We start from the raw sequence: 18423 nt of genomic DNA, 5'->3' as shown, positions 1-18423 counted from the left end.
CCGCGCGCGGGCGCTTCAGGCCTGCATGAAGTCGCCGACCGGCCGGCGCGGCGCGGGCGGCACCGGCGCCGTCGGAAAGCCCAGGCGGCACATCATCTGCACGGTCGGGCTGCGCGCATGGCGCGACGGCGCGGCGCCGATCAGCATGTCGTGCACCGCCGCGTGGTGCGGCGCCATCTCCGGAAATTCCTCGAGCGGCTGGCTCATCGGCTGCATGCCCAGGCCCAGGTCGGTGGCGCGCAGCTGCTGACGCACGTAGGCGCGGCCCGCGGCGATCTGCTCGCTGCGGCTGTTGCCGCCGGTGCTGATCCAGACGAAGCCCATTGCGGTGTGGGCCTGGTCCTCGAACATCCGCAGCGTCTGCCGAAAGGAGAGACTGTCTTCGGCCGCCGGCACCTCGCGGTCGAAGCGCCCCAGCGCGACCGCCATGCGCAGCGCTGGGTCGTTGAGCGAGAAGCCGTCGCGGTGCGCCAGGATTTCCTGCGGCCCGATGCGCAGCAGGCGCAGGTTCTCGCGCGCGGTGTGGGGCGTGACCAGCTCCACGCGCGCCGCCGCCGCGCACAGCTTGCGCAGCGGCAGCACGCGGGCCATGTCGACCGTGCCGGCCGATTGCACGCCCCCGCCCGCCCCCGAGGCCACGGCCGCGGTGAGCCCCTGCAGCATGTCGGCCGACACCCTGCGCCCGGTGTCGAAGCGCTGCTTGGGCGTGCGCCGGCGCAGCACCTGCGCGAACAGCGGATCGGGCGTGCCGCCGCGCGACAGCGTGAGACGCGCCACCGGCAGGTCGGGCCACTGCTGCGGCGCATCGCCCACCAGTTCGCCCTGCGGCCACAGCTGCACGCGCGCCTGCACGCCCTGCTGGGCCAGCGCCATCACCAGCAGCTCGATGAACGCACCGTGGCCGATCATGAGCTGGCGGCCGAAGGGGTCGGTGGCGGGCTGCACGCGGGCGCGGTCGGCGTGCAGCACGATGGCGTCGGGCTCGCGCAGGTCGACCCGCCACGGCTGGCCGTTGTAGGCCGTGGGCGCGGTGACGGCATAGGCGACGGCGCGCTTGCGCACATCGGGCTCGTCGCCCGGGCCGTTCCAGATCTCGAAGGCGGCGGCCGGCACGTCGGCGTGGAGCCACCAGGTGGCCAGGGCCGTCGCGCCCGCCGCCACCGCGAGGCCGCCGCCCAGCAGGCGCACGAAATTTCTGCGTTCTCTCATGGGCTCGATCGGTTGAAGCATCGGGCGCGTGACACACGGCCTGCCCGTGGCCGATTGCAGCACCGCCCCGCGCGGCGCCATGCGGCCCCCTGTCGTTTCCGACAGGGGTCGGTGGGCCGGCTCAGGGCGTGAGCAGGCCCAGCGCCAGGGCCCGCGCGCAGGTGGCGGTGCGGCCCTGCGTGTCGAGCTTGCGGGCGGCGCCCACGAGGTGGAAGTACACGGTGCGCTCGCTGATGTGCAGGATCTCGGAGATTTCCCAGGTCGACTTGCCCACGGCCACCCAGTGCAGCACCTCGCGCTGGCGTGCACTCAGCACCGGCACCTTGGCGTCGCCCTGCAGCCGGCGCACGGTCGAATGCAGGCAGGAGGCGAAGTAGTTCATCGGCGCCAACGTTGCACGCAGTTCGCGGAGGTCGGCGGTGGCGTCGGTGGTCAGGGTCATGAAGGCCCAGTCGATGCCGGGCGTCCACAGCGGCACGGTCAGCCCCGCCTTCAGCCCGTGCTCGCCCGCGCTGCGCAGCAGGCCGCGGGCACGCTGCCCGATGTCGGCGCGCGTGTGGCTCACCTGCCCGAGCCAGCTCCACGCGGTGGCCGGCATGCCGGCGCGCACATGCTGCACGCGGGCGTCGGCCTGCTCGCCGGCGCTGCTGCGCAGCGACTCGTAGCGGGTGCGGGCCCACGCCGGGGGCAGGTCGTGGAAGAACACCAGCGCGTCCTGCGCGGGGGTGTCGGCACGGGGCGCGGGCACCGGGCGCTTGAGCACGTAGGCGCCGTGGTTGAAGCCCATCGCCCGCATCGCGCGGCGGTTGACCTGCGCGACCTCCTCGAGCGTGCGGGCGGCCATGACGGCCTCGACGAACTGCCAGTCGTTGATCACCTCGGCCATGGATGCGTCCCCTCGGGTTGTGTGCGGCGGGCGCTGCGCTGTGGTTCTGGTTTTTCTGCGCCACCGCCAGGGCGCCGGCCCTGCAAGGACCGGCATCGGGGCGCATGTTAATGCGGGACACCCGGAATCACCCATGCGCTTCCTTGCGCGCCGCATCCCGGCGATGATCCGGGACCACCCATCCCGAGGCCCCATGACCGCAGCCACCCACGCCCCGACCATCGAGCGCTTCTACAGCGCGTTCTCGCAACTCGACGCCGCCACCATGGCCGCCTGCTACGCGCCCGACGCGGTGTTCGACGACGAGGCCTTTTCGCTGCGCGGCCGGCGCGAGATCGGCGGCATGTGGCGCATGCTCTGCGAGGCCACGAAGGCCAAGGGCGCCGACGTGTGGCGCCTGAGCTGGCGCGACGTGCAGGCCGACGCCCGCACGGGCAGCGCGCACTGGGACGCGCACTACCGCTTCAGCGCCACCGGCCGCCTGGTCGACAACAGCATCGACGCGCGCTTCACCTTCACGCCCGACGGCCTGATCGCCACGCACCGCGACAGCTTCCCGTTCTGGACCTGGTCGCGGCAGGCGCTGGGCACGCCGGGCCTGCTGCTGGGCTGGACGCCGATGCTGCGCAACAAGGTGCGCGCCACCGCCGCCGCCAACCTCGCCACTTTTCTTGCACGCCAACCCTCATGACCACTTCTTCCTCGACCGCCCTCACCTTCACGAACAACGAAGCGCAGCACCGCTACGAAGCCGCGCTCGACGGCAAGCTCGCGGCCTATGCCGAGTACAACCTGCTGACCGACGCGATCATGTTCACGCACACCGAGGTGCTGCCCGAGCATGAGGGCAAGGGCGTGGGCTCGGGCATTGCGAGGCACGTGCTCGACGAGGCGCGCGCCGCCGGGCGGCATGTGATTCCGGTGTGCCAGTTCATCGCGGGCTACATCCGCAAGCACCGCGAGTACGCCGACCTCGTGCGCCCGGACATCCAGCGCGCCTTCAAGATCTAGAACCAGGCTCGCCCCCAGGCTGCGCGCACTTCGTGTCGCTTCGCCAACCCCCTACCGGGGGCAACACCTGAGGCCCGGCAAAGCCGGTTCCTCGGTGTTCCACGATCAGGCAGCGGTAGATTTGGGAGCGGGCAGCCACGCGAAGGCGGCGATGCCGATCACCAGCAGCGCCGCAATGACCGCCAGCACGGCGGTCAGCGGATCGCCGCCGTGCGCCGCGGCCACCGAGGCCGCCACGCCCGTGCCCCACTGCATGAACGCGACGCCCAGGAACATCGCCATGGTGAAGACGGCCATCGCGCGGCCCGTGAGCGCGGCCGGGTAGGCCACACGCACGTCGGCGTACTGCCAGACGATGAAGCCCGAGAGCACGCCGATGAGCACCATGCCCGCAATGTCCAGCCAGGCGGAATGCACCACGGCGATGAGCGCGAACAGGCCGGCGTAGAAGAGGCCGCAGGCCACGATCCAGCGGCGGCGCGCGGCGCCGTCGCGGTCGAAACGGCCGAACAGCGGCGAGCCGAACAGCGCGATCACCGACACGGCAAGCGCGACGTTGCCGCTTTGTACCAGCGAGTAGCCGTGGCGCTCCATCATCAGCGGGCCCAGCCACAGCCCGCGCAGCGAGATGAAGGCCGCGTACGTCACCGCGCCCAGCACCATGATGCCCAGCGTGTGCGGCATGGCGAACAGCGCGCCGAACTGGCGCACGGCTTCGGGAATCGATTCTTTCACCTGCGGCACGGCCGACGCGGGCTCGTGCACCCAGCGCCAGATCGCGAGCCAGGCCAATGCGGAAGCCAAGGCGAGCACCAGGAAGCCCGCGCGCCACGAATACGCCTGCACCAGCCACGCGAGCGGCGTGCCGGTGGCCAGCATGCCCAGGCCGCCGATGGCCAGCACCAGGCCCGACACGGTGGCGAAACGCGCCGCCGGAAAGTGCCGCGCGATGAACACGGTGCACACCAGGAAGGCCGGCGCGCAGCCGACGCCGATCAGCGCCTGCCCGGCCACCAGCACGAGATAGTTCGGCGACACGGCCGACAGCAGCGCGCCCGCGATCGCGACGGGAAAGGCCACGAGCACGGTGCGGCGCACGCCGTGCAGGTCGATGCCGATGCCCATGAAGAGCTGCATCGCGCCGAACGCAAAGTGGAAGGCACCCGAGAAGATGCCGAGGGCCTGGGCGGAGAGATGAAAGTCCGACTGCAGCGGGCTCGCCATGATGGCGCCGACGGTGCGAAAGGCCTGGCTGAGCGCAACCCCTGCGCAGAGGGCGAGGACCATGACCCAGGCGGCTCGGGGTGTCAGGGGCTGTGCTGCAGGGCTCATGATTCGTCAGTGTTCTTGTTGTGATTCAGGGCGCGTGCACAGGCCACCGGGTACTTCCCTCCGCGAATGTCCCCCGGGGCTGCGCCCCTCCTCCTTGATTTCGCTGCGGGAAGCACCCAGTGTCCTGCGCACACCGAGCGCGGCCGTGGTGCGGGCCAATCAACGACCGCTGCACATCACGCTCACGCCGATGGGGTGCCTTGCGCAGCGAAATCAAGGAGGAGGCCGAAGGCCGGGGGACATTCGCGGAGCAAGGTACCCCGTCGGCGGGAGCGCGCCCTGAACACCGCGCTCCATGCGAAAGCTGGGAAGAAACCCAGTCACTCACCGTGGCACTTCTTGTACTTCTTGCCGCTGCCGCAAGGGCACGGATCGTTGCGGCCGGGCGTGGCCTCCTTGCGGATCGTCTCGACCTTCGGGCCCAGGCTCTTCCAGAGCTGGCGCAGGTCGTACACCGCCCAGATCGCAGCGCCGAAGTCGTCCAGGCGCTGCTGGCTCACGCTCGGCGGGCCGTTCTCGTCGTACATCGACAGCGTGGGCTTGGCGGTGTCGTCCTCGGTCAGCGCGACGATGTTGTCGAGCGCGTCGTCGAGCATCTGGGCAGCTTCCTTGTCGCGCGGCGCGGCCCAGTCTTCGGGCCAGTTCTCGACCGCATACATGAAGCCCAGCGCCCAGACCTGGGCGAAAGAGGGAATCTCTTCGGCGGCCATCTCGGCCCGTTCTTCCTCGGGCAGCGAAGCGATGGCGCCGCGGGTGTCGAGCACCTCGGGTTGCCAGCTGCGCTCGTCCTCGAGCGATTCGACGGGGGCGTCGAGGCCTTCCTCGATCTCGCGCCAGCGGCGCTTCCAGTTCCAGACGAACTCCATGTGCTGGGCCGGCACGAAGTGGTCGCCCAGCAGCACGGGCCAGTATTCGGTGGGGTCGATGGGGCGGCGCGTGCAGATCAGCGCGGCCATGAAGCCTTCGCAGAACTCCCACTGGGGAATTTCCTCGTCGTGCTCGCGCATGGCGTCGAGCGCGCTGTCGAGGGCGTCGAAATCGTCGGGCCCCAGGGCTTGCGAGGAGGCGGCCAGGGCGGTGTCAGGGGTATCGGGGGTGTCGGGTGTGGTCGTCATGGCAGCAGTCATGGCAGGTTGGGGGCAGCCCTCTATGATGCAGCAGGCTCCAGCCGACATCTGATGACTATGCCCACGATTATTCCGTTTCCCGCACGCTACAGCGCGTTCGCCCTGTGTGTGCTGGGTCTGGTCGCCTGCCTGGCGCTGGTTCTGGCCTCGCCGCACCTGTGGCTCGCGTGGATCGGCGTGGCCGCGTTCGCGGTGCTCACCGGCACCGGCGTGCATGACCTGCGCCAGGCGCGCCACGCCATCCTGCGCAACTACCCGGTCATCGGGCACCTGCGCTTTCTGCTCGAATTCATCCGCCCCGAGATCCGCCAGTACTTCATCGAGAGCGACGCCGAGGCTGCGCCCTTCTCGCGCGCCCAGCGCTCGCTGGTGTACCAGCGCGCCAAGGGCGAGCCCGACAACCGGCCCTTCGGCACGCAGCTGAACGTGTCGGCCGCGGGCTACGAGTGGATCAACCACTCGATGCAGCCCACGAAGCTGGCCGGGCACGATTTCCGCATCGTGATCGGCGGCACGCCGCAGCCGGCCGATGCGAACCTGGCGCAGGTCTGCACGCAGCCTTACAGCGCGAGCGTGTTCAACATCTCGGCGATGAGCTTCGGCGCGCTGTCGGCCAACGCCATCCTCGCGCTCAACCAGGGCGCGCAGATGGGCGGCTTTGCGCACGACACCGGCGAGGGCTCGATCTCGCAGCACCACCGCGTGCACGGCGGCGACCTGATCTGGGAAATCGGCTCGGGCTACTTCGGCTGCCGCAACGACGACGGCACCTTCAATGCCGAGCGCTTCACCGCCAACGCGCGCGACCCGCAGGTGAAGATGATCGAGATCAAGCTCAGCCAGGGCGCCAAGCCGGGCCACGGCGGCGTGCTGCCGGCGGCCAAGGTCACGCCCGAGATCGCGGCAGCGCGCGGCGTGCCGGTGGGCGTGGACTGCGTCTCGCCCTCGTCGCACAGCGCGTTCTCCACGCCGACCGAGATGATGCATTTCGTCGCGAAGCTGCGCGAGCTGTCGGGCGGCAAGCCGACCGGCTTCAAGTTCTGCCTGGGCCACCCGTGGGAATGGTTCGGCATCGTCAAGGCGATGCAGGCCACGGGCATCACGCCCGACTTCATCGTGGTCGACGGTGCCGAAGGCGGCACCGGCGCGGCGCCGGTCGAGTTCAGCGACCACGTGGGCGCGCCGCTGCAGGAGGGCCTGCTGCTGGTGCACAACACGCTGATCGGCGTGAACCTGCGCCACCGCATCAAGATCGGCTGCGCCGCCAAGGTGATCACCGCCTTCGACGTGGCCCGCATGATGGCGCTGGGCGCCGACTGGTGCAACGCGGCGCGCGGTTTCATGATGGCGCTGGGCTGCATCCAGGCGCAGAGCTGCCACACCGGCCACTGCCCCACCGGCGTGACCACCCAAGACCCGGTGCGCCAGCAGGCGCTGGTGGTGCCGACCAAGGCCGACCGCGTGCGCAACTTCCACCGCAGCACGCTGCATGCGCTGCAGGAGCTGGTGCAGGCCGCGGGCCTCGATCACCCGCAGCAGATCACCGCGCACCACATCGTGCGCCGCATCTCCGACACCGAGGTGCGCCTGTTGAGCAACCTGGTGATGCAGGTGCAGCCCGGCGCGCTGCTCGGGCCGCTGGACAACCAGCACACCGTTTTCCGCACCTACTGGCCGCTGGCCAGTGCACAGAGTTTCCAGCCCGTGACGCAGGGCCCGCACGGGCTGCTGGCGCCGGGCTTCGCCATGGCCGCATGAATCCACTGAGACGAGGAGGCGCCGCGACGCGCCTGTACAGCCAACGGGGCGCCGCATCGGCGCCCGCGCCGCTCGACGACGCCCCGGGCTCGGCGCCCGGCGACTACGCCGAGTTCCTGCGCGTCACGCTGCCCAGGCAGGCCAAGAACGTGGCCAGCCACCGCTTCGGCAGCGAACGCGTCTGGCTCAAGAAGGCCGGCCCGCGCCACGGCAAATGGGGCTACCGCGTGATGGCGCTGGCCGCGCGGCTGGCCGGCCTCGACGTGATCAAGCCCGTGCCCAACCCGGGTGGCGAAGCCGCCATCGCCACCGAGGCACGGCGCCTCAAGCAACTGGCCGCCGCAGGTTTGCGCGTGCCGATCGTGCTGGCGCAGCAGGCCGACGGCCTGCTGATTTCCGACCTCGGCGAAAGCGGCCGTGCCACCGTGGTGCTGCAGGAGCGCATCGACCAGGCCGCCGCCGCCGGCCCGGCCGCCCTGCTCGCCGTGTGGCGCGAGGGCCTGGCCGCCATCGCCGCCGTGCACCTGTGCGGCCAGCACCTGAGCCAGGCCTTCGACCGCAACCTCGTGCAGTGCCCCGACGGTGTGATCGGCTACATCGATTTCGAGGACGACCCCTCCGAGGTCATGACCCTGGCCGAATGCCAGGCCCGCGACTGGCTGAGCTACCTGCACTCCACGGCCATGATGCTCGAGGCCGCCGCGCCGCAGGCGGCGGGGCAGCACTGGCACGCGGCACTGAGCAGCGTGAACGAGGAAGTACGCGAGCGCATCGCGAACGCGGCGCGGCGCATGAAGTGGGCGCAGAAGCTGCCGGCCAGCCGGCGCTGGGGGCGGGACACGCAGCGCGTGCGGGCCGTCGCGCGCCTGCTGGGGCAGTGGTACGAGCTGAACAAGGCCTGAGACGGACCGGCGTGGCCTAGGCCAGCGCCGAGCGCACCGCCACCCCGCGCAGCGCCAGCCGCTTCTTCATCGACAGCACCGCCTTGTCCTTGCTGAACAGCTGCGCCCCGTGCGCCACGGACAGGTCGATGAACACCTGGTCGTCCGGGTCGCTGCATACGCAGGGCGCGCGCGCCGGCACCTCGGTCACCAGCTGCACGCGCGCATCGAAATCCGCGAGCACCACGGGAATCGTCAACTCCCGCTGCGCCATGCGCCGGGCGATCAGCGGGTAGCCCAGCACGCGTTCCAGCTCGCTGCGCATCGCGGGCGTGGCCAGCCAGCGCAGCGCGCCGCGTGCAAGGTCGTCCACCAGCGGCGCCCAGGCCGGGTCTTCGAAGACCAGCAGGTCGAGGGCGATGTTGGTGTCGATGACGACGAGGTCGGGGGCTGGCAAGGTCATGGGTCGCGTGAAAACGGTCGAGCGCCGATGTTGCACCATGCGGGCGCCACGGCCGCCAGCTAGCGCGCCGTCGGCCGCCCCGCAGGCATGGCCAGCACCTTCACGTCGGCGGCGAGCCGGGCGTAGGCGAAGTCGGTGAAGGCCTTGATCCGCGCGACCTCCTTCAGGTCGGGATGCGTCAGCACCCAGACCTGCGTGTCCAGCGCCTCCTGCGGCGGCTCGACCTGCACCAGCTCGTCTTCCGCGTCGGCCAGCATGCACAGGAGCATGCCCAGCCCCAGGCCGCGCTTCACGAGCTGCGTCATGCCGACGAGGCTGTCGACGCGCGCCGCGATCCGCGCCGGCGGCACCTGCTCGCGCAGCCACTTGGCCTGCAGCAGGTGCGACAGGCCTTCGTCGGGCGCGACCCAGTCGTGCGCAGCCAGCGGTGTCGTCGCCGGGTGCTTCGCAAGGTACGCCTTCGAAGCGTACACCGCCGTCTGCAGGCGCCCGGCCCGGCGCCCGACCAGGTGGTCCGGCGGGGCGTTGGTCGGGCGGATCGCCACGTCGGCCTCGCGCTTGGTGAGGCTCAGGAAAAGGTTGTTCATCACCACCTGCAGCTCGATGCCCGGGTGCAGCGCCCGGAAGTCGGCCAGGATCGGCCCGAGCAGCCCGGCCATGAAGGTGTCGGTGCTGGTGATGCGGATGACGCCGGTCAGCCGCAGGTCGAGCCCCATGAGGTGGCGTTGCGCGGCGTCGATCTGCTCGCCCACGCCGTGCAGGCGCTCGCGCAGCGCCTCGCCGGCCAGCGTCATCGCGTAGCCGGCGGGCAGCCGGTCGAACAGGCGCACCGCCATGCGCGCCTCGAGCGCGCCCAGGCGCCGCAGCACGGTGGAGTGGTTCACGCCCAGCTGGCGCGCGGCGCCGGAGAGCGAGCCGGCCTGGCCGACGGCCAGGAACACGCGGAAATCGTCCCAGTCTGTGCCCTGCATTTATGCATACCCCGGATGCGATTTTTTCGAATGGCTTTGCAAACGTGCGGATCCTACAGTCGTCCGCAAGGGGCCGCGATTCGCCCGCCCCGCATCCACACCACACGGAGGTCGATCCACCATGGACGCGTTTTTCATTCCTGCCTCGCTCGTCGCCGGGGGCCTGCTCGCGGTGCAGGCCGGCGCCAACGCCCAGCTCTCCAAGGCCACGGGCAGCCCGTTCACCGCCACGACCTTGCAGCTGTCGGTCGGCACGCTGGCCCTGCTGGCGGTGGCGCTCGCCACGGGCACGCTGACGGCGCTGGCCGGCCTGCCGGGCGTGCCGTGGTGGCATGTGATCGGCGGCACGGCCAGCGCCTTCTACGTGGTCTCGACCATCCTGCTGTTTCCGCGCCTGGGCGCGGTGGTGGCGGTCGGCCTGTTCATCGCGGGGCAGATGCTGGCCTCGTTCGCGCTCGACACCTTCGGCCTGCTCGGCGTGGCACCCAAGGCGCTGACACCGGCCATGGCCGGCGGCACGCTGGCGGTGCTGCTCGGGGCCGGTGCCATCGTCGCCGGGCAGGCCGGCAGCCTGCGCCAGGCGCTGGCGGGCAAGGCCGGCTGGATCGTGCTGGCGCTGCTGGCCGGTGCGGTGCTGCCGGTGCAGGGCGTGGTCAACGGGCTGCTGCGGCAGGACCTGGGCGCGCCCTTCGCGGTGGGCGCGGTGAGCTTCTTCGTGGCGACGCTGGCGATGGCCCTGGCGCTGCTGCTCGTCACGCTGTTCCGGCGTGCGCCTGCCCCTGCGGCGGTCGCACCGCAGGGCTCGGCGCTGCGCGGCATGCCGTGGTGGGGCTGGCTCGGCGGCTTTGCGGGCGCGGCCTATGTGACGACGGTGTTCACGGCGATCCCGGCCATCGGCGCCGCGGCCGCGGTCGGGCTGACGGTGGCGGGGCAGCAGGTGGCGTCGGTGTTCGTCGACCGCTACGGCTGGTTCCGGCTGCCGCAGCGCCCGGTGTCGGGCCTGCGCATGGCGGGCGTGGCCGTGCTGCTGCTCGGCGTGGCCATCATCAAGCTGCTGTGAAGGGAGCGAACGCCATGGCCTGGTTCCTTCTGCTTGCCGCCGGACTGGTGGAGATCGTGATGGCCCTCGCGCTGAAGGCCGCGGCGGGCTGGGAGCGCCCCGGCGCCGGCGCGCTGGGCTTGGGCGCCGCGCTGGCGAGCATCGTGCTGCTCACCGCCGCGATGAAGACGCTGCCGGTCGGGACGGCCTACGCGATCTGGACCGGCATCGGCGCCATCGGCGTCACGCTGATCGGCATCTTCTTTTTCCAGGAAAGCGCGGCGCCGCTGCGGCTGGTGTGCATCGCGCTGATCTTCCTGGGCATTGCAGGGTTGAAGCTGCAGTCCTAGGCGTCTGGCGGCGCCGCCCGGTTCGAGCCCCGCACCATGTCGAAACGGAACAGCCGGCATTCGATGGGGCCGTTCCACATCGGCACGCGGCGCGACTCCTTCAGGCGCATCTGCTTGGGCAGCTTCAGGTCGGGCGTGAGCACCCAGGCGGTCCAGCCCGCGTAGTTTTTCTTCCAGTGGGTGGCGAGCTGCGGAAAGAAGTCGCCGCCGTCGCCGCCTTCACCGTCGCCCGGGGTCTGGGCGGCTTCGCGGGCGCCGAAGCGTGCCACGCCGCCGACCTCGATGCGCTCGCCGTACGGCGGGTTGAGCATGATCACGCCGCCCTCGGCCGGCGGCATGCGCTGCAGGGCGTCGCCGCCGCGGAACTCGATGGCGCCGGCCACGCCCGCGCGTTCGGCGTTGCGCTCGGCGAAGTCGACCATGCGGTGCGACACGTCGGAGCCGAAGACGGCGATGGCGCTCGCATGCTGCGCGTTGGCGGCTTCATTCTTGATGGCGGCCCAGACATGGGCCTGGAACGGCAGCAGCTTCTCGAAGCCGAAGCGCCGCAGCGAGCCCGCCGCGATGCCGCTGGCGATCTGCGCAGCCTCGATGGCGATGGTGCCGCTGCCGCAGCAGGGGTCGTACAGCGGGGCCTTGGCGACCTCGCCGGTCTCGGGGTTCCACCAGCCGCTGGCGGCCAGCATGGCGGCGGCCAGGGTTTCCTTCAGCGGGGCGTCGCCCTTGTCCTGGCGCCAGCCGCGCTTGAACAGCGGCTCGCCCGAGGTGTCGATGTACAGCGTGCAGCTGTCGGTGGTCAGGTGCGCAAAGATGCGGCAGTCGGGCCACTGGGTCTCGATGCTCGGGCGCACGCCGTTGGCCTTGGCGCGGAAGCGGTCGGCCACGGCGTCCTTGATGCGCAGGGTGGCGAAGTTCAGGCTCTGCAGCGGGCTGTGCTGGGCCGTGGTCTCGATCTTGAAGGTCTGCTTGGGCGTGAACCAGATCTCCCAGGCCACGCCGTTGGCGATGGCGTACAGGTCGTTCTCGTTGCGGTACGGCCCATGGGCCAGTTCGACCAGCACGCGCTGCGCGAGCCGGCTGTGCAGGTTGAGCTTGAGGCCGTCGCGCCAGTCGGCGCGCACGCGCACGCCGCCGCGCAGGGTGAGCAGGTCCTGCCCGGCACGGCCGGTCAGGGCATGCACCTCCTGGGCAAGGAATTCCTCGACGCCGGCGGCGCAAGGCAGGAAAAATGAGAGATCGTTCACGGAAAGTCGGCCATCGGGAAGCCCGCTAAGGGCCCCCATTGTCGCCGGGGCTGGGGCCTTCTCTATATAGTCGATTTGCCCATGACGCCCACCCCCGCCTCCGCGGCCCCCCCGGCAGACGCCCGCGACGGCGACCACCGCTTCGCGATCCAGTGCGAAGTGCTGCGCTTGTCGATCCGTCCGCTCGGGCCGGTGCTGCTGGTGCAGTACCTGCTCAACTGCGGCGTGGCGGCGCTCTTCGCCTGGCAGTTCTCGCCGGTGCGCGCGCTGGTGTGGCTGGCGCTGGTCACCGGGGTCACGGTGATGCGCGGCTTCTTTCCTCAGCGCCTGCCCGAGCCCTTCACCCCCGCCACCCTGCGCGCCGCGCAGCGCCAGCACACGCTGCGCACGGCCATCTGGGAGCTGGCGCACGGCCTGGCGGGCGTGCTGCTGTTCAACCCCGAGCGGCCCGACCTGCAGCTGCTGCTGGGCCTGATCCTCATGGGCATGACGCTGTCGTCGGCGTTCTCGGTGTCGTTCTACACGCCGGCCACGCAGCTGGCCATCACGCTGCTGCTGGCGCCGGTGATCGTCACGGGCCTGTGGCTCGGGGCGCCGGTGATGATGGCCGTCGCGGTGATCGGCATCGGCCTGACCGCGATGATGTGGAAGCTGGTGGCCGACCATTCGCGCCAGCTCGAGGAGAACATCGGCCTGCGCCTGAACGAGCGCACGCTGCGCGAACAGGCGCTGGCCGGCCTGCGCGCCTCCGAGCAGGCCCAGGCCGAGCGGCTGCGTTTCTTCTCGGCGGCCAACCACGACCTGCGCCAGCCGGTGATGGCCATCGGGCTGCAGGCCGAGGTGCTGCGCCAGCAGCTGCAGCACGGCACCGACAGCGCGGCCGTGCAGCACACGGTGGCCTCGCTCTCGCGCGCGCAGCAGGCGCTCGAGGGCCTGACCAACCAGCTGCTCGAGATCGGCCGCATCGAGGCGGCGGTCGATCCGCTGCGCCCGGCGGCGGTGGCGCTGGCGCCGCTGCTGAACGAGCTGGCGCGCCAGGCCGGCGAAGGCCGCGTCGCGGTGCGCTGCCCGGCGGAGGCGGTGGCCTGGACCGACGCCGTGGCGCTGCGCCGCGTGCTCTCCAACCTGCTGGACAACGCGCTCAAGTTCACGCCGCGCGGGCGCGTGCTGCTGGCCGTGCGGGCGCGCCGCCGGCCCGGCACGGACACCGGGCGCGCGTGGCGCGTCGAGGTGCGCGACAGCGGCATCGGCATCGCGGCCGAATCGCAGACGCGCGTGTTCGACGACTTCGAGCAGGTCGGCAACGTGGAGCGCAACCTGCAGCACGGCCACGGCCTGGGGCTGGCGATCGTGCGGCGGCTGGCGGGGCAGCTGGGCATCGAGGTCGCGCTGCGCTCGGCGCCGGGCAAGGGCTCGGTCTTCAGCTTCGAGCTGCCGGCGGCCCGCCTCGGTGCGGCGGCCGTGCCGGCCCCCGCGCCCTCCGTGGCGCTGGACGAGCCCGACGCCGACGCCGAGCTGCGCCCCGGCCTCGCCGTGCTGGTGGTCGAAGACAACATCGTGGTGGCCGACAGCCTCTCGGCGCTGCTGCGGCACTGGCACGTGGCGCCGCGCATCTACGCCAGCGCCGCCGAGGCGCTCGCGCTGGCCGACCTGGACGCGCTCGACGCGGCGCTGTGCGACATCCGCCTGCCCGGCGCGTTCAACGGCATCGCGCTGGCCGAGCGGCTGGCGCAACGCAAGCCCACGCTGACGATCGCACTGATCTCGGCCGACATCACCGAAGCCACGCAGCAGCTGGCCGCCACGCGCGGCTGGCACGCGCTGCGCAAGCCGGTGCAGCCGGACGCGCTGCGGCGCGTGCTGCTGCGGGCCCAGCAGCAGCAGCAACCGCCGTCGTCGACGTAGCGCTCGGCGCGGGCCGGCCCCGCTGCGGTGTCATCGCTTCCGAGCTATGCTCCGCGCACAGGCCGCCGCCGCCCCTGCCCCGATGCCCGTCGAACCCCTTCCCGCCCCTGCCGTTGGCGCCGCCGCCCTGCGCGAGCCCCGCTACGGGCGGGTCGCGATGGCCTTGCACTGGCTGCTCGCGGCGATGATCGTCGGCTCGCTCGGCGTCGGGCTCTACATGACGGGCCTGCCCTTCTCGCCCCAGCGCCTGAAGCTCTACAGCTGGCACAAATGGGCCGGCATCACCATCCTCCTGCTGTCGGCGCTGCGGCTGCTGTGGCGCCTCACGCACCGCCCGCCGCCGCTGTCGGCGCGGGTGCTGGCGGCCATGCCGGCCTGGCAGCGGGCCGCCCACCGCATCAGCCATGCGCTGATGTACCTGCTGTTCTTCGCGGTCCCGCTGTTCGGCTGGGCCTACAGCTCGGGCATGGGTGTGCCGGTCGTGTGGTTCGGCCTGCTGCCGCTGCCCGACCTGGTGCCGGTCGACAAGGACTTCGCCGAGGCCGTGCTCAAGCCGCTGCACCAGCGCAGCGCCTTCCTGCTGGCCGGCGTCACGCTGCTGCACGTGGCGGCGGCGCTCAAGCACCACTGGATCGACCACGACGGTCTGTTGCAACGCATGTGGCCCGCGCCACACAAGGAATCCGCCGGATGACGACCCGTCTTTTGTGGGGCACCGCCGCCCTCTTCGGCCTCGCGCTGCACGCCGCGGCCGAGCCCATGCCGGCCACCACCGCGAGACTGGTGCCCGAGAAGAGCCAGATCGCCTTCGTCAGCAAGCAGATGGGCGTACCGGTAGAAGGCAGCTTCACGCGCTTCGACGCGCAGGTCGCCTTCGACCCAAAGAAGCCCGAGGGCGGCTCGGTCGTGCTGCAGATCGACACCGCCAGCGCCGGTTTCGGCGTGCCCATGAGCGATGCCGAACTGCCCAAGCCGACCTGGTTCGACACCGCGCATTTCCCGCAGGCCAGCTTCCGCTCGAGCGCCATCAAGGCGCTGGGCGAGGGCCGTTTCGAGATGGCCGGCAAGCTCACCATCAAGGGCGTCAGCAAGTACGTGACGGTGCCCGTGAGCATCGCGTCGTCGGGCGGCGCGTATTCGGTCGCCACGGGCACCCTCACGATCCAGCGGCTCGACTACAAGGTCGGCGACGGCGAATGGACCGACACCTCGGTGGTCGGCAACGAGGTGCAGGTGCGCTTCAAGCTGACGCTCGCGGGCCTCGGGCCGCTGTGACGACGATTTCATTTCCCATGCATCTCTCTTCCTTTGCCATGAACAAGCTCTTCTTCGCCGCGGCCCTGTGCGCGGGCGCGGCCCTGCCATTGGCCGCCACGGCCCAGGAATACACGGCGCCGCCGCTGGCCGCCAAACCCGCGGGCGGGCCGGTCAAGAACGCCAGCTACGTGATCGACCCGACCCACACCTTCGTCATGTACGAGATGGGCCACTACGGCACCACCACCAACCGCGGCCGCTTCAGCACCAAGGACGGCTCGGTGCAGATCGACGGCACCGGCGCCAGCGGCAAGGTCGACATCACGATGGACATTAGCTCCATCAACACCGGCGTCGACCTGCTCAACCGCCACGTGCAGAGCAAGGACTTCTTCAACGTGGCCGAATTCCCCACCGGCCGCTTCGTGGCCGAGCGCATCGACTTCAGCGGCGACAAGGTGACCGACGTGCCCGGCACGCTCACGCTCATGGGCCAGACCAAGCCGGTGACGCTGAAGGCCGTGCGCTTCAACTGCTACCTGAACCCGCTGATCAACCGCCAGGTCTGCGGCGGCGACTTCGAGGCCACCGTGCAGCGCAGCGACTGGGGCATCACCTGGGGCCTGAACTTCGGCTTCGAGAACAAGGTGAAGCTGCTGGTGCAGGTCGAAGCCGTGAACGTGCAATGAACCCATCCCCCACCGGAGCCCACTCATGACCGACGCCCACCTCCTGTCCCTGCTCGGCATTGCCGGCGCCATGGCCGTGGGCGCGATGAGCCCGGGCCCGAGCTTCGTGATGGTGGCGCGCACGGCCGTGGCCTCGCGCAGCGACGGGCTCGCGGCGGCACTGGGCATGGGCGCCGGCGGGCTGGCGTTCTCCATCGCGGCGCTGGCCGGGCTGCAGGCAGCGTTTCTCGCGGTGCCGGCGCTGTACCTCGCGATCAAGGCCTTCGGCGGCGCCTACCTGATCTACCTGGGCTTTCGCATCTGGCGCGGCGCGCGCCAGCCGCTCGCGATCACGCCCGACACGGACGCCTCGCCCCGCAGCCAAGGCCGCAGCGGACGCACCTTCCTGCTCGGCCTGGCCACGCAGATCAGCAACCCGAAGACGGCGGTGGTGTACGCGAGCATCTTCGCGGCCTTCCTGCCGCGCGAGGTGCCGCTGGTGCTGGCGCTCGCGGTGCCGGCGGTGATCTTCTGCATCGAGACGGGCTGGTACGCGATCGTCGCGCTGGCGCTGTCCTCGGCCGCACCGCGCGCGGCCTACCTGCGCTACAAGACCTGGATCGACCGCGCGGCCGGCGGCGTGATGGGCCTGCTGGGCCTGCGGCTGGTGTGGTCGGCCGTGCGCGGCACCTGAGGCCCTAGAGCAAGCTCTCGGGCGTGAGCGGCGACAGCAGCTCGAGCATCGTGCGGTCCCAGAAGCCCGAGTCGGGCTCTTCGTGCAGAACGGTGGTCTTGCCGCCTTCCTCGCTGACCCACTCGATGCGCCGCGAGCCGGTGGCGCCCGCATCGGCGCCTTCGGCAAAGCGCAGCCGGTAGGCGCCCTGCTGCTTGAGCACGTCGAGCAGCTTCAGGGTCTGCTGCGCCATCTCGGGGCTGCGGATGAACAGGCCGATCTCGGTGTTGTGGATCTCGGAGCGCGGATCGAAATTCATCGAGCCGACGAACAGGATGCGCTGGTCGATCACCGCCGACTTGGCATGCAGCCGCCCCACCGACGTGCCGAACAAACCCAGCCGCACGCTGCGCCGCGTGCGCGCGGAACTCAGCTCGTGCAGCTCGGCGCCCAGCGCGAGCATGTCGGCGCGGTAGCGGCGGTAGGCGGTGTGGACCAGCGGTTCGTCGGTGGCGGCGAGCGAGTTGGTGACCACGCTGATCTTCACGTTGCGCCCGCGGATCTCGCGCATCACCTCCAGCCCCGACGCGCCCGGGATCAGGTAGGGCGAGACCAGCGTCACCTCGCTGCGCGCGCGGCGCATCTGCTCGACCACGTTGTAGCGCACGCTGTCCACGTCGAGCAGCGGCACGCCGCCATACGACGCGGTCTTGCCGATCACGCGGTCAGGTGAATCGGCATACGCCTCGGCGGTGGTCCAGATCAGGCCGAGCTTGCCGGCGTCGAGGTCGTCGGCCACGGGGCTGTAGCCGAGCAGGTCGTTGGGCGCGGGCCTGGGCGGTGGGGGCGTGGTGTCGGGGCCGGTGGCGGCGTCGAAGCGGCGCTGCAGCTCTTCGCGCGGCAGGTCGGTGTGCACGACCGCGCCGATCGGGCGCACGTGCGGGCTGTTCCAGTACTGGTCGAACAGCACGCCCAGGCGCGGGATCAGCGCACCCGTGACGAAGGTGTCGAGGTCGATGAAGTTCGGGCCCGTGGTGCGGCGGAAGTACTGGTTGCCGATGTTGCGCCCGCCCGCCACCGCCATCGCGCCGTCGGCGATGAAGAGCTTGTTGTGCATGCGGCGGTTGACGCGGCTGAAGTCGAACAGCGATGCGGTGAAGCGCTTGAGCAGGCTGCCGCGCCCGGCCGGGAACGGGTTGAACAGGCGCAGCTCCACGTTCGGCGTGGCGGCAAGGCCGAGCAGCAGTTCGTCTTCGCCGGACGTGTACAGGTCGTCCATCAACAGGCGCACGCGCACCCCGCGCTGGGCCGCATCGCGCAGGGTGCGCAGCAGGTAGCGGCCGGTCTCGTCGTTCTCGATCTGGTAGTACTGCACGTCGAGCGTGCGCTGCGCGCGGCGCGCCAGCTGCAGCCGCGTGTCGAAGGCGAAGTCGCCGCCGGGCATCAGGCGAAAGCCGCTGAGGTCGGGATCGGGCTGCGAGGCCAGCGCGATCTTGCCGAGCGCGGTGTCGGCCGAGACGGCGATGGCCTTGGTGGGCGGGCGCGGTGCCTCGTCGGGCAGCGTGGCGCAGCCGGCAAACAGCAGCGCCGCCGCGATGACGACCACCCAATGCCCACAACGCGACAGCAGGCGGCTCGTCATCGTCGGT

The 18423-nt window shown here is 71.0% G+C and carries 19 protein-coding genes; 11 read left to right on the top strand and 8 right to left on the bottom strand.

From position 1 onward, the window contains the following. Positions 1-15: 15 nt before the first annotated feature. Both AC1RAD_RS01845 and AC1RAD_RS01840 read right to left on the bottom strand, forming a co-directional pair. Positions 16-1209, bottom strand: coding sequence for an Acg family FMN-binding oxidoreductase (locus AC1RAD_RS01845; RefSeq protein WP_492733604.1), 1194 nt, complete (start codon positions 1207-1209; stop codon positions 16-18). 121 nt (positions 1210-1330) lie between these two features. Beyond that, a complete protein-coding gene (locus AC1RAD_RS01840) occupies positions 1331-2095 on the bottom strand; it encodes a helix-turn-helix transcriptional regulator (protein ID WP_062480292.1) in 765 nt (254 codons plus the stop codon). A gap of 193 nt (positions 2096-2288) precedes the next feature. Here AC1RAD_RS01840 and AC1RAD_RS01835 point away from each other — a divergent pair, with 193 nt between their 5' ends. Further along, positions 2289-2786, top strand: coding sequence for a nuclear transport factor 2 family protein (locus tag AC1RAD_RS01835; RefSeq protein WP_070063749.1), 498 nt, complete (start codon positions 2289-2291; stop codon positions 2784-2786). Continuing rightward, a complete protein-coding gene (locus AC1RAD_RS01830) occupies positions 2783-3106 on the top strand; it encodes a GNAT family N-acetyltransferase (RefSeq protein WP_070063748.1) in 324 nt (107 codons plus the stop codon). The genes AC1RAD_RS01835 and AC1RAD_RS01830 overlap by 4 nt, the downstream gene beginning before the upstream one ends. 105 nt (positions 3107-3211) lie before the next feature. Here the strand turns inward: AC1RAD_RS01830 and AC1RAD_RS01825 are convergent, their stop codons facing one another. Next, on the bottom strand, positions 3212-4393 hold the full coding sequence (locus AC1RAD_RS01825) for an MFS transporter (protein WP_492733602.1): 1182 nt from the start codon (positions 4391-4393) through the stop codon (positions 3212-3214). A gap of 365 nt (positions 4394-4758) precedes the next feature. Then, entirely contained in the window at positions 4759-5553 is a 795-nt protein-coding gene (locus tag AC1RAD_RS01820) for a UPF0149 family protein (protein ID WP_062480299.1), read from the bottom strand. Positions 5554-5622: 69 nt separating this feature from the next. Between AC1RAD_RS01820 and AC1RAD_RS01815 the strand changes: the two genes are divergently transcribed. Continuing rightward, positions 5623-7323 (top strand): FMN-binding glutamate synthase family protein, encoded by a 1701-nt coding sequence (locus AC1RAD_RS01815; RefSeq protein WP_492686728.1) that lies wholly within the window; start codon positions 5623-5625, stop codon positions 7321-7323. After that, a complete protein-coding gene (locus tag AC1RAD_RS01810) occupies positions 7320-8225 on the top strand; it encodes a BUD32 family EKC/KEOPS complex subunit (protein ID WP_062480302.1) in 906 nt (301 codons plus the stop codon). The genes AC1RAD_RS01815 and AC1RAD_RS01810 overlap by 4 nt, the downstream gene beginning before the upstream one ends. 16 nt (positions 8226-8241) lie before the next feature. Here AC1RAD_RS01810 and AC1RAD_RS01805 read toward each other — a convergent pair whose 3' ends face one another. Continuing rightward, positions 8242-8667, bottom strand: coding sequence for a PIN domain-containing protein (locus AC1RAD_RS01805; protein WP_062480304.1), 426 nt, complete (start codon positions 8665-8667; stop codon positions 8242-8244). 59 nt (positions 8668-8726) lie between these two features. Next, positions 8727-9638, bottom strand: a complete 912-nt coding sequence (locus AC1RAD_RS01800) for a LysR family transcriptional regulator (protein WP_492733600.1) — start codon at positions 9636-9638, stop codon at positions 8727-8729. 121 nt (positions 9639-9759) lie between these two features. On the opposite strand from AC1RAD_RS01800, the gene AC1RAD_RS01795 reads away from it, so the two are divergent. Together AC1RAD_RS01795 and AC1RAD_RS01790 are read left to right on the top strand one after the other, a co-directional pair. Next, a complete protein-coding gene (locus AC1RAD_RS01795) occupies positions 9760-10698 on the top strand; it encodes a DMT family transporter (protein ID WP_492699036.1) in 939 nt (312 codons plus the stop codon). A gap of 14 nt (positions 10699-10712) precedes the next feature. After that, positions 10713-11027, top strand: coding sequence for a DMT family transporter (locus AC1RAD_RS01790; RefSeq protein WP_062480310.1), 315 nt, complete (start codon positions 10713-10715; stop codon positions 11025-11027). Here AC1RAD_RS01790 and AC1RAD_RS01785 read toward each other — a convergent pair. Continuing rightward, positions 11024-12271 (bottom strand): THUMP domain-containing class I SAM-dependent RNA methyltransferase, encoded by a 1248-nt coding sequence (locus AC1RAD_RS01785; protein WP_095743360.1) that lies wholly within the window; start codon positions 12269-12271, stop codon positions 11024-11026. The two genes, AC1RAD_RS01790 and AC1RAD_RS01785, sit on opposite strands and share 4 nt — an antisense overlap. An 81-nt stretch (positions 12272-12352) precedes the next feature. On the opposite strand from AC1RAD_RS01785, the gene AC1RAD_RS01780 reads away from it, so the two are divergent. The 5 genes from AC1RAD_RS01780 to AC1RAD_RS01760 all read left to right on the top strand — a co-directional run bounded on the left by AC1RAD_RS01780 (position 12353) and on the right by AC1RAD_RS01760 (position 16795). Continuing rightward, positions 12353-14176 (top strand): sensor histidine kinase, encoded by a 1824-nt coding sequence (locus tag AC1RAD_RS01780; RefSeq protein ID WP_492733597.1) that lies wholly within the window; start codon positions 12353-12355, stop codon positions 14174-14176. A gap of 82 nt (positions 14177-14258) precedes the next feature. Further along, positions 14259-14870: a cytochrome b gene (locus tag AC1RAD_RS01775; protein ID WP_492733596.1), complete on the top strand. Its 612-nt coding sequence runs from the start codon at positions 14259-14261 to the stop codon at positions 14868-14870. After that, a complete protein-coding gene (locus tag AC1RAD_RS01770) occupies positions 14867-15451 on the top strand; it encodes a YceI family protein (RefSeq protein ID WP_492733594.1) in 585 nt (194 codons plus the stop codon). The genes AC1RAD_RS01775 and AC1RAD_RS01770 overlap by 4 nt, the downstream gene beginning before the upstream one ends. Positions 15452-15489: 38 nt before the next feature. Next, positions 15490-16122: a YceI family protein gene (locus AC1RAD_RS01765; RefSeq protein WP_095743357.1), complete on the top strand. Its 633-nt coding sequence runs from the start codon at positions 15490-15492 to the stop codon at positions 16120-16122. Between the two features lie 25 nt (positions 16123-16147). Continuing rightward, positions 16148-16795, top strand: coding sequence for a LysE family translocator (locus AC1RAD_RS01760; RefSeq protein WP_095743356.1), 648 nt, complete (start codon positions 16148-16150; stop codon positions 16793-16795). Between the two features lie 4 nt (positions 16796-16799). On the opposite strand, the gene AC1RAD_RS01755 is transcribed toward AC1RAD_RS01760, so the two are convergent. Beyond that, on the bottom strand, positions 16800-18416 hold the full coding sequence (locus AC1RAD_RS01755) for a phospholipase D family protein (RefSeq protein WP_492733592.1): 1617 nt from the start codon (positions 18414-18416) through the stop codon (positions 16800-16802). Positions 18417-18423 lie beyond the last annotated feature (7 nt).

It is taken from the genome of Variovorax sp. GW823-FHT04B03, assembly GCF_058796495.1.
Note: the sequence above shows the minus strand (reverse complement) of the source record. Positions and strands in the feature narration are given on the sequence as shown.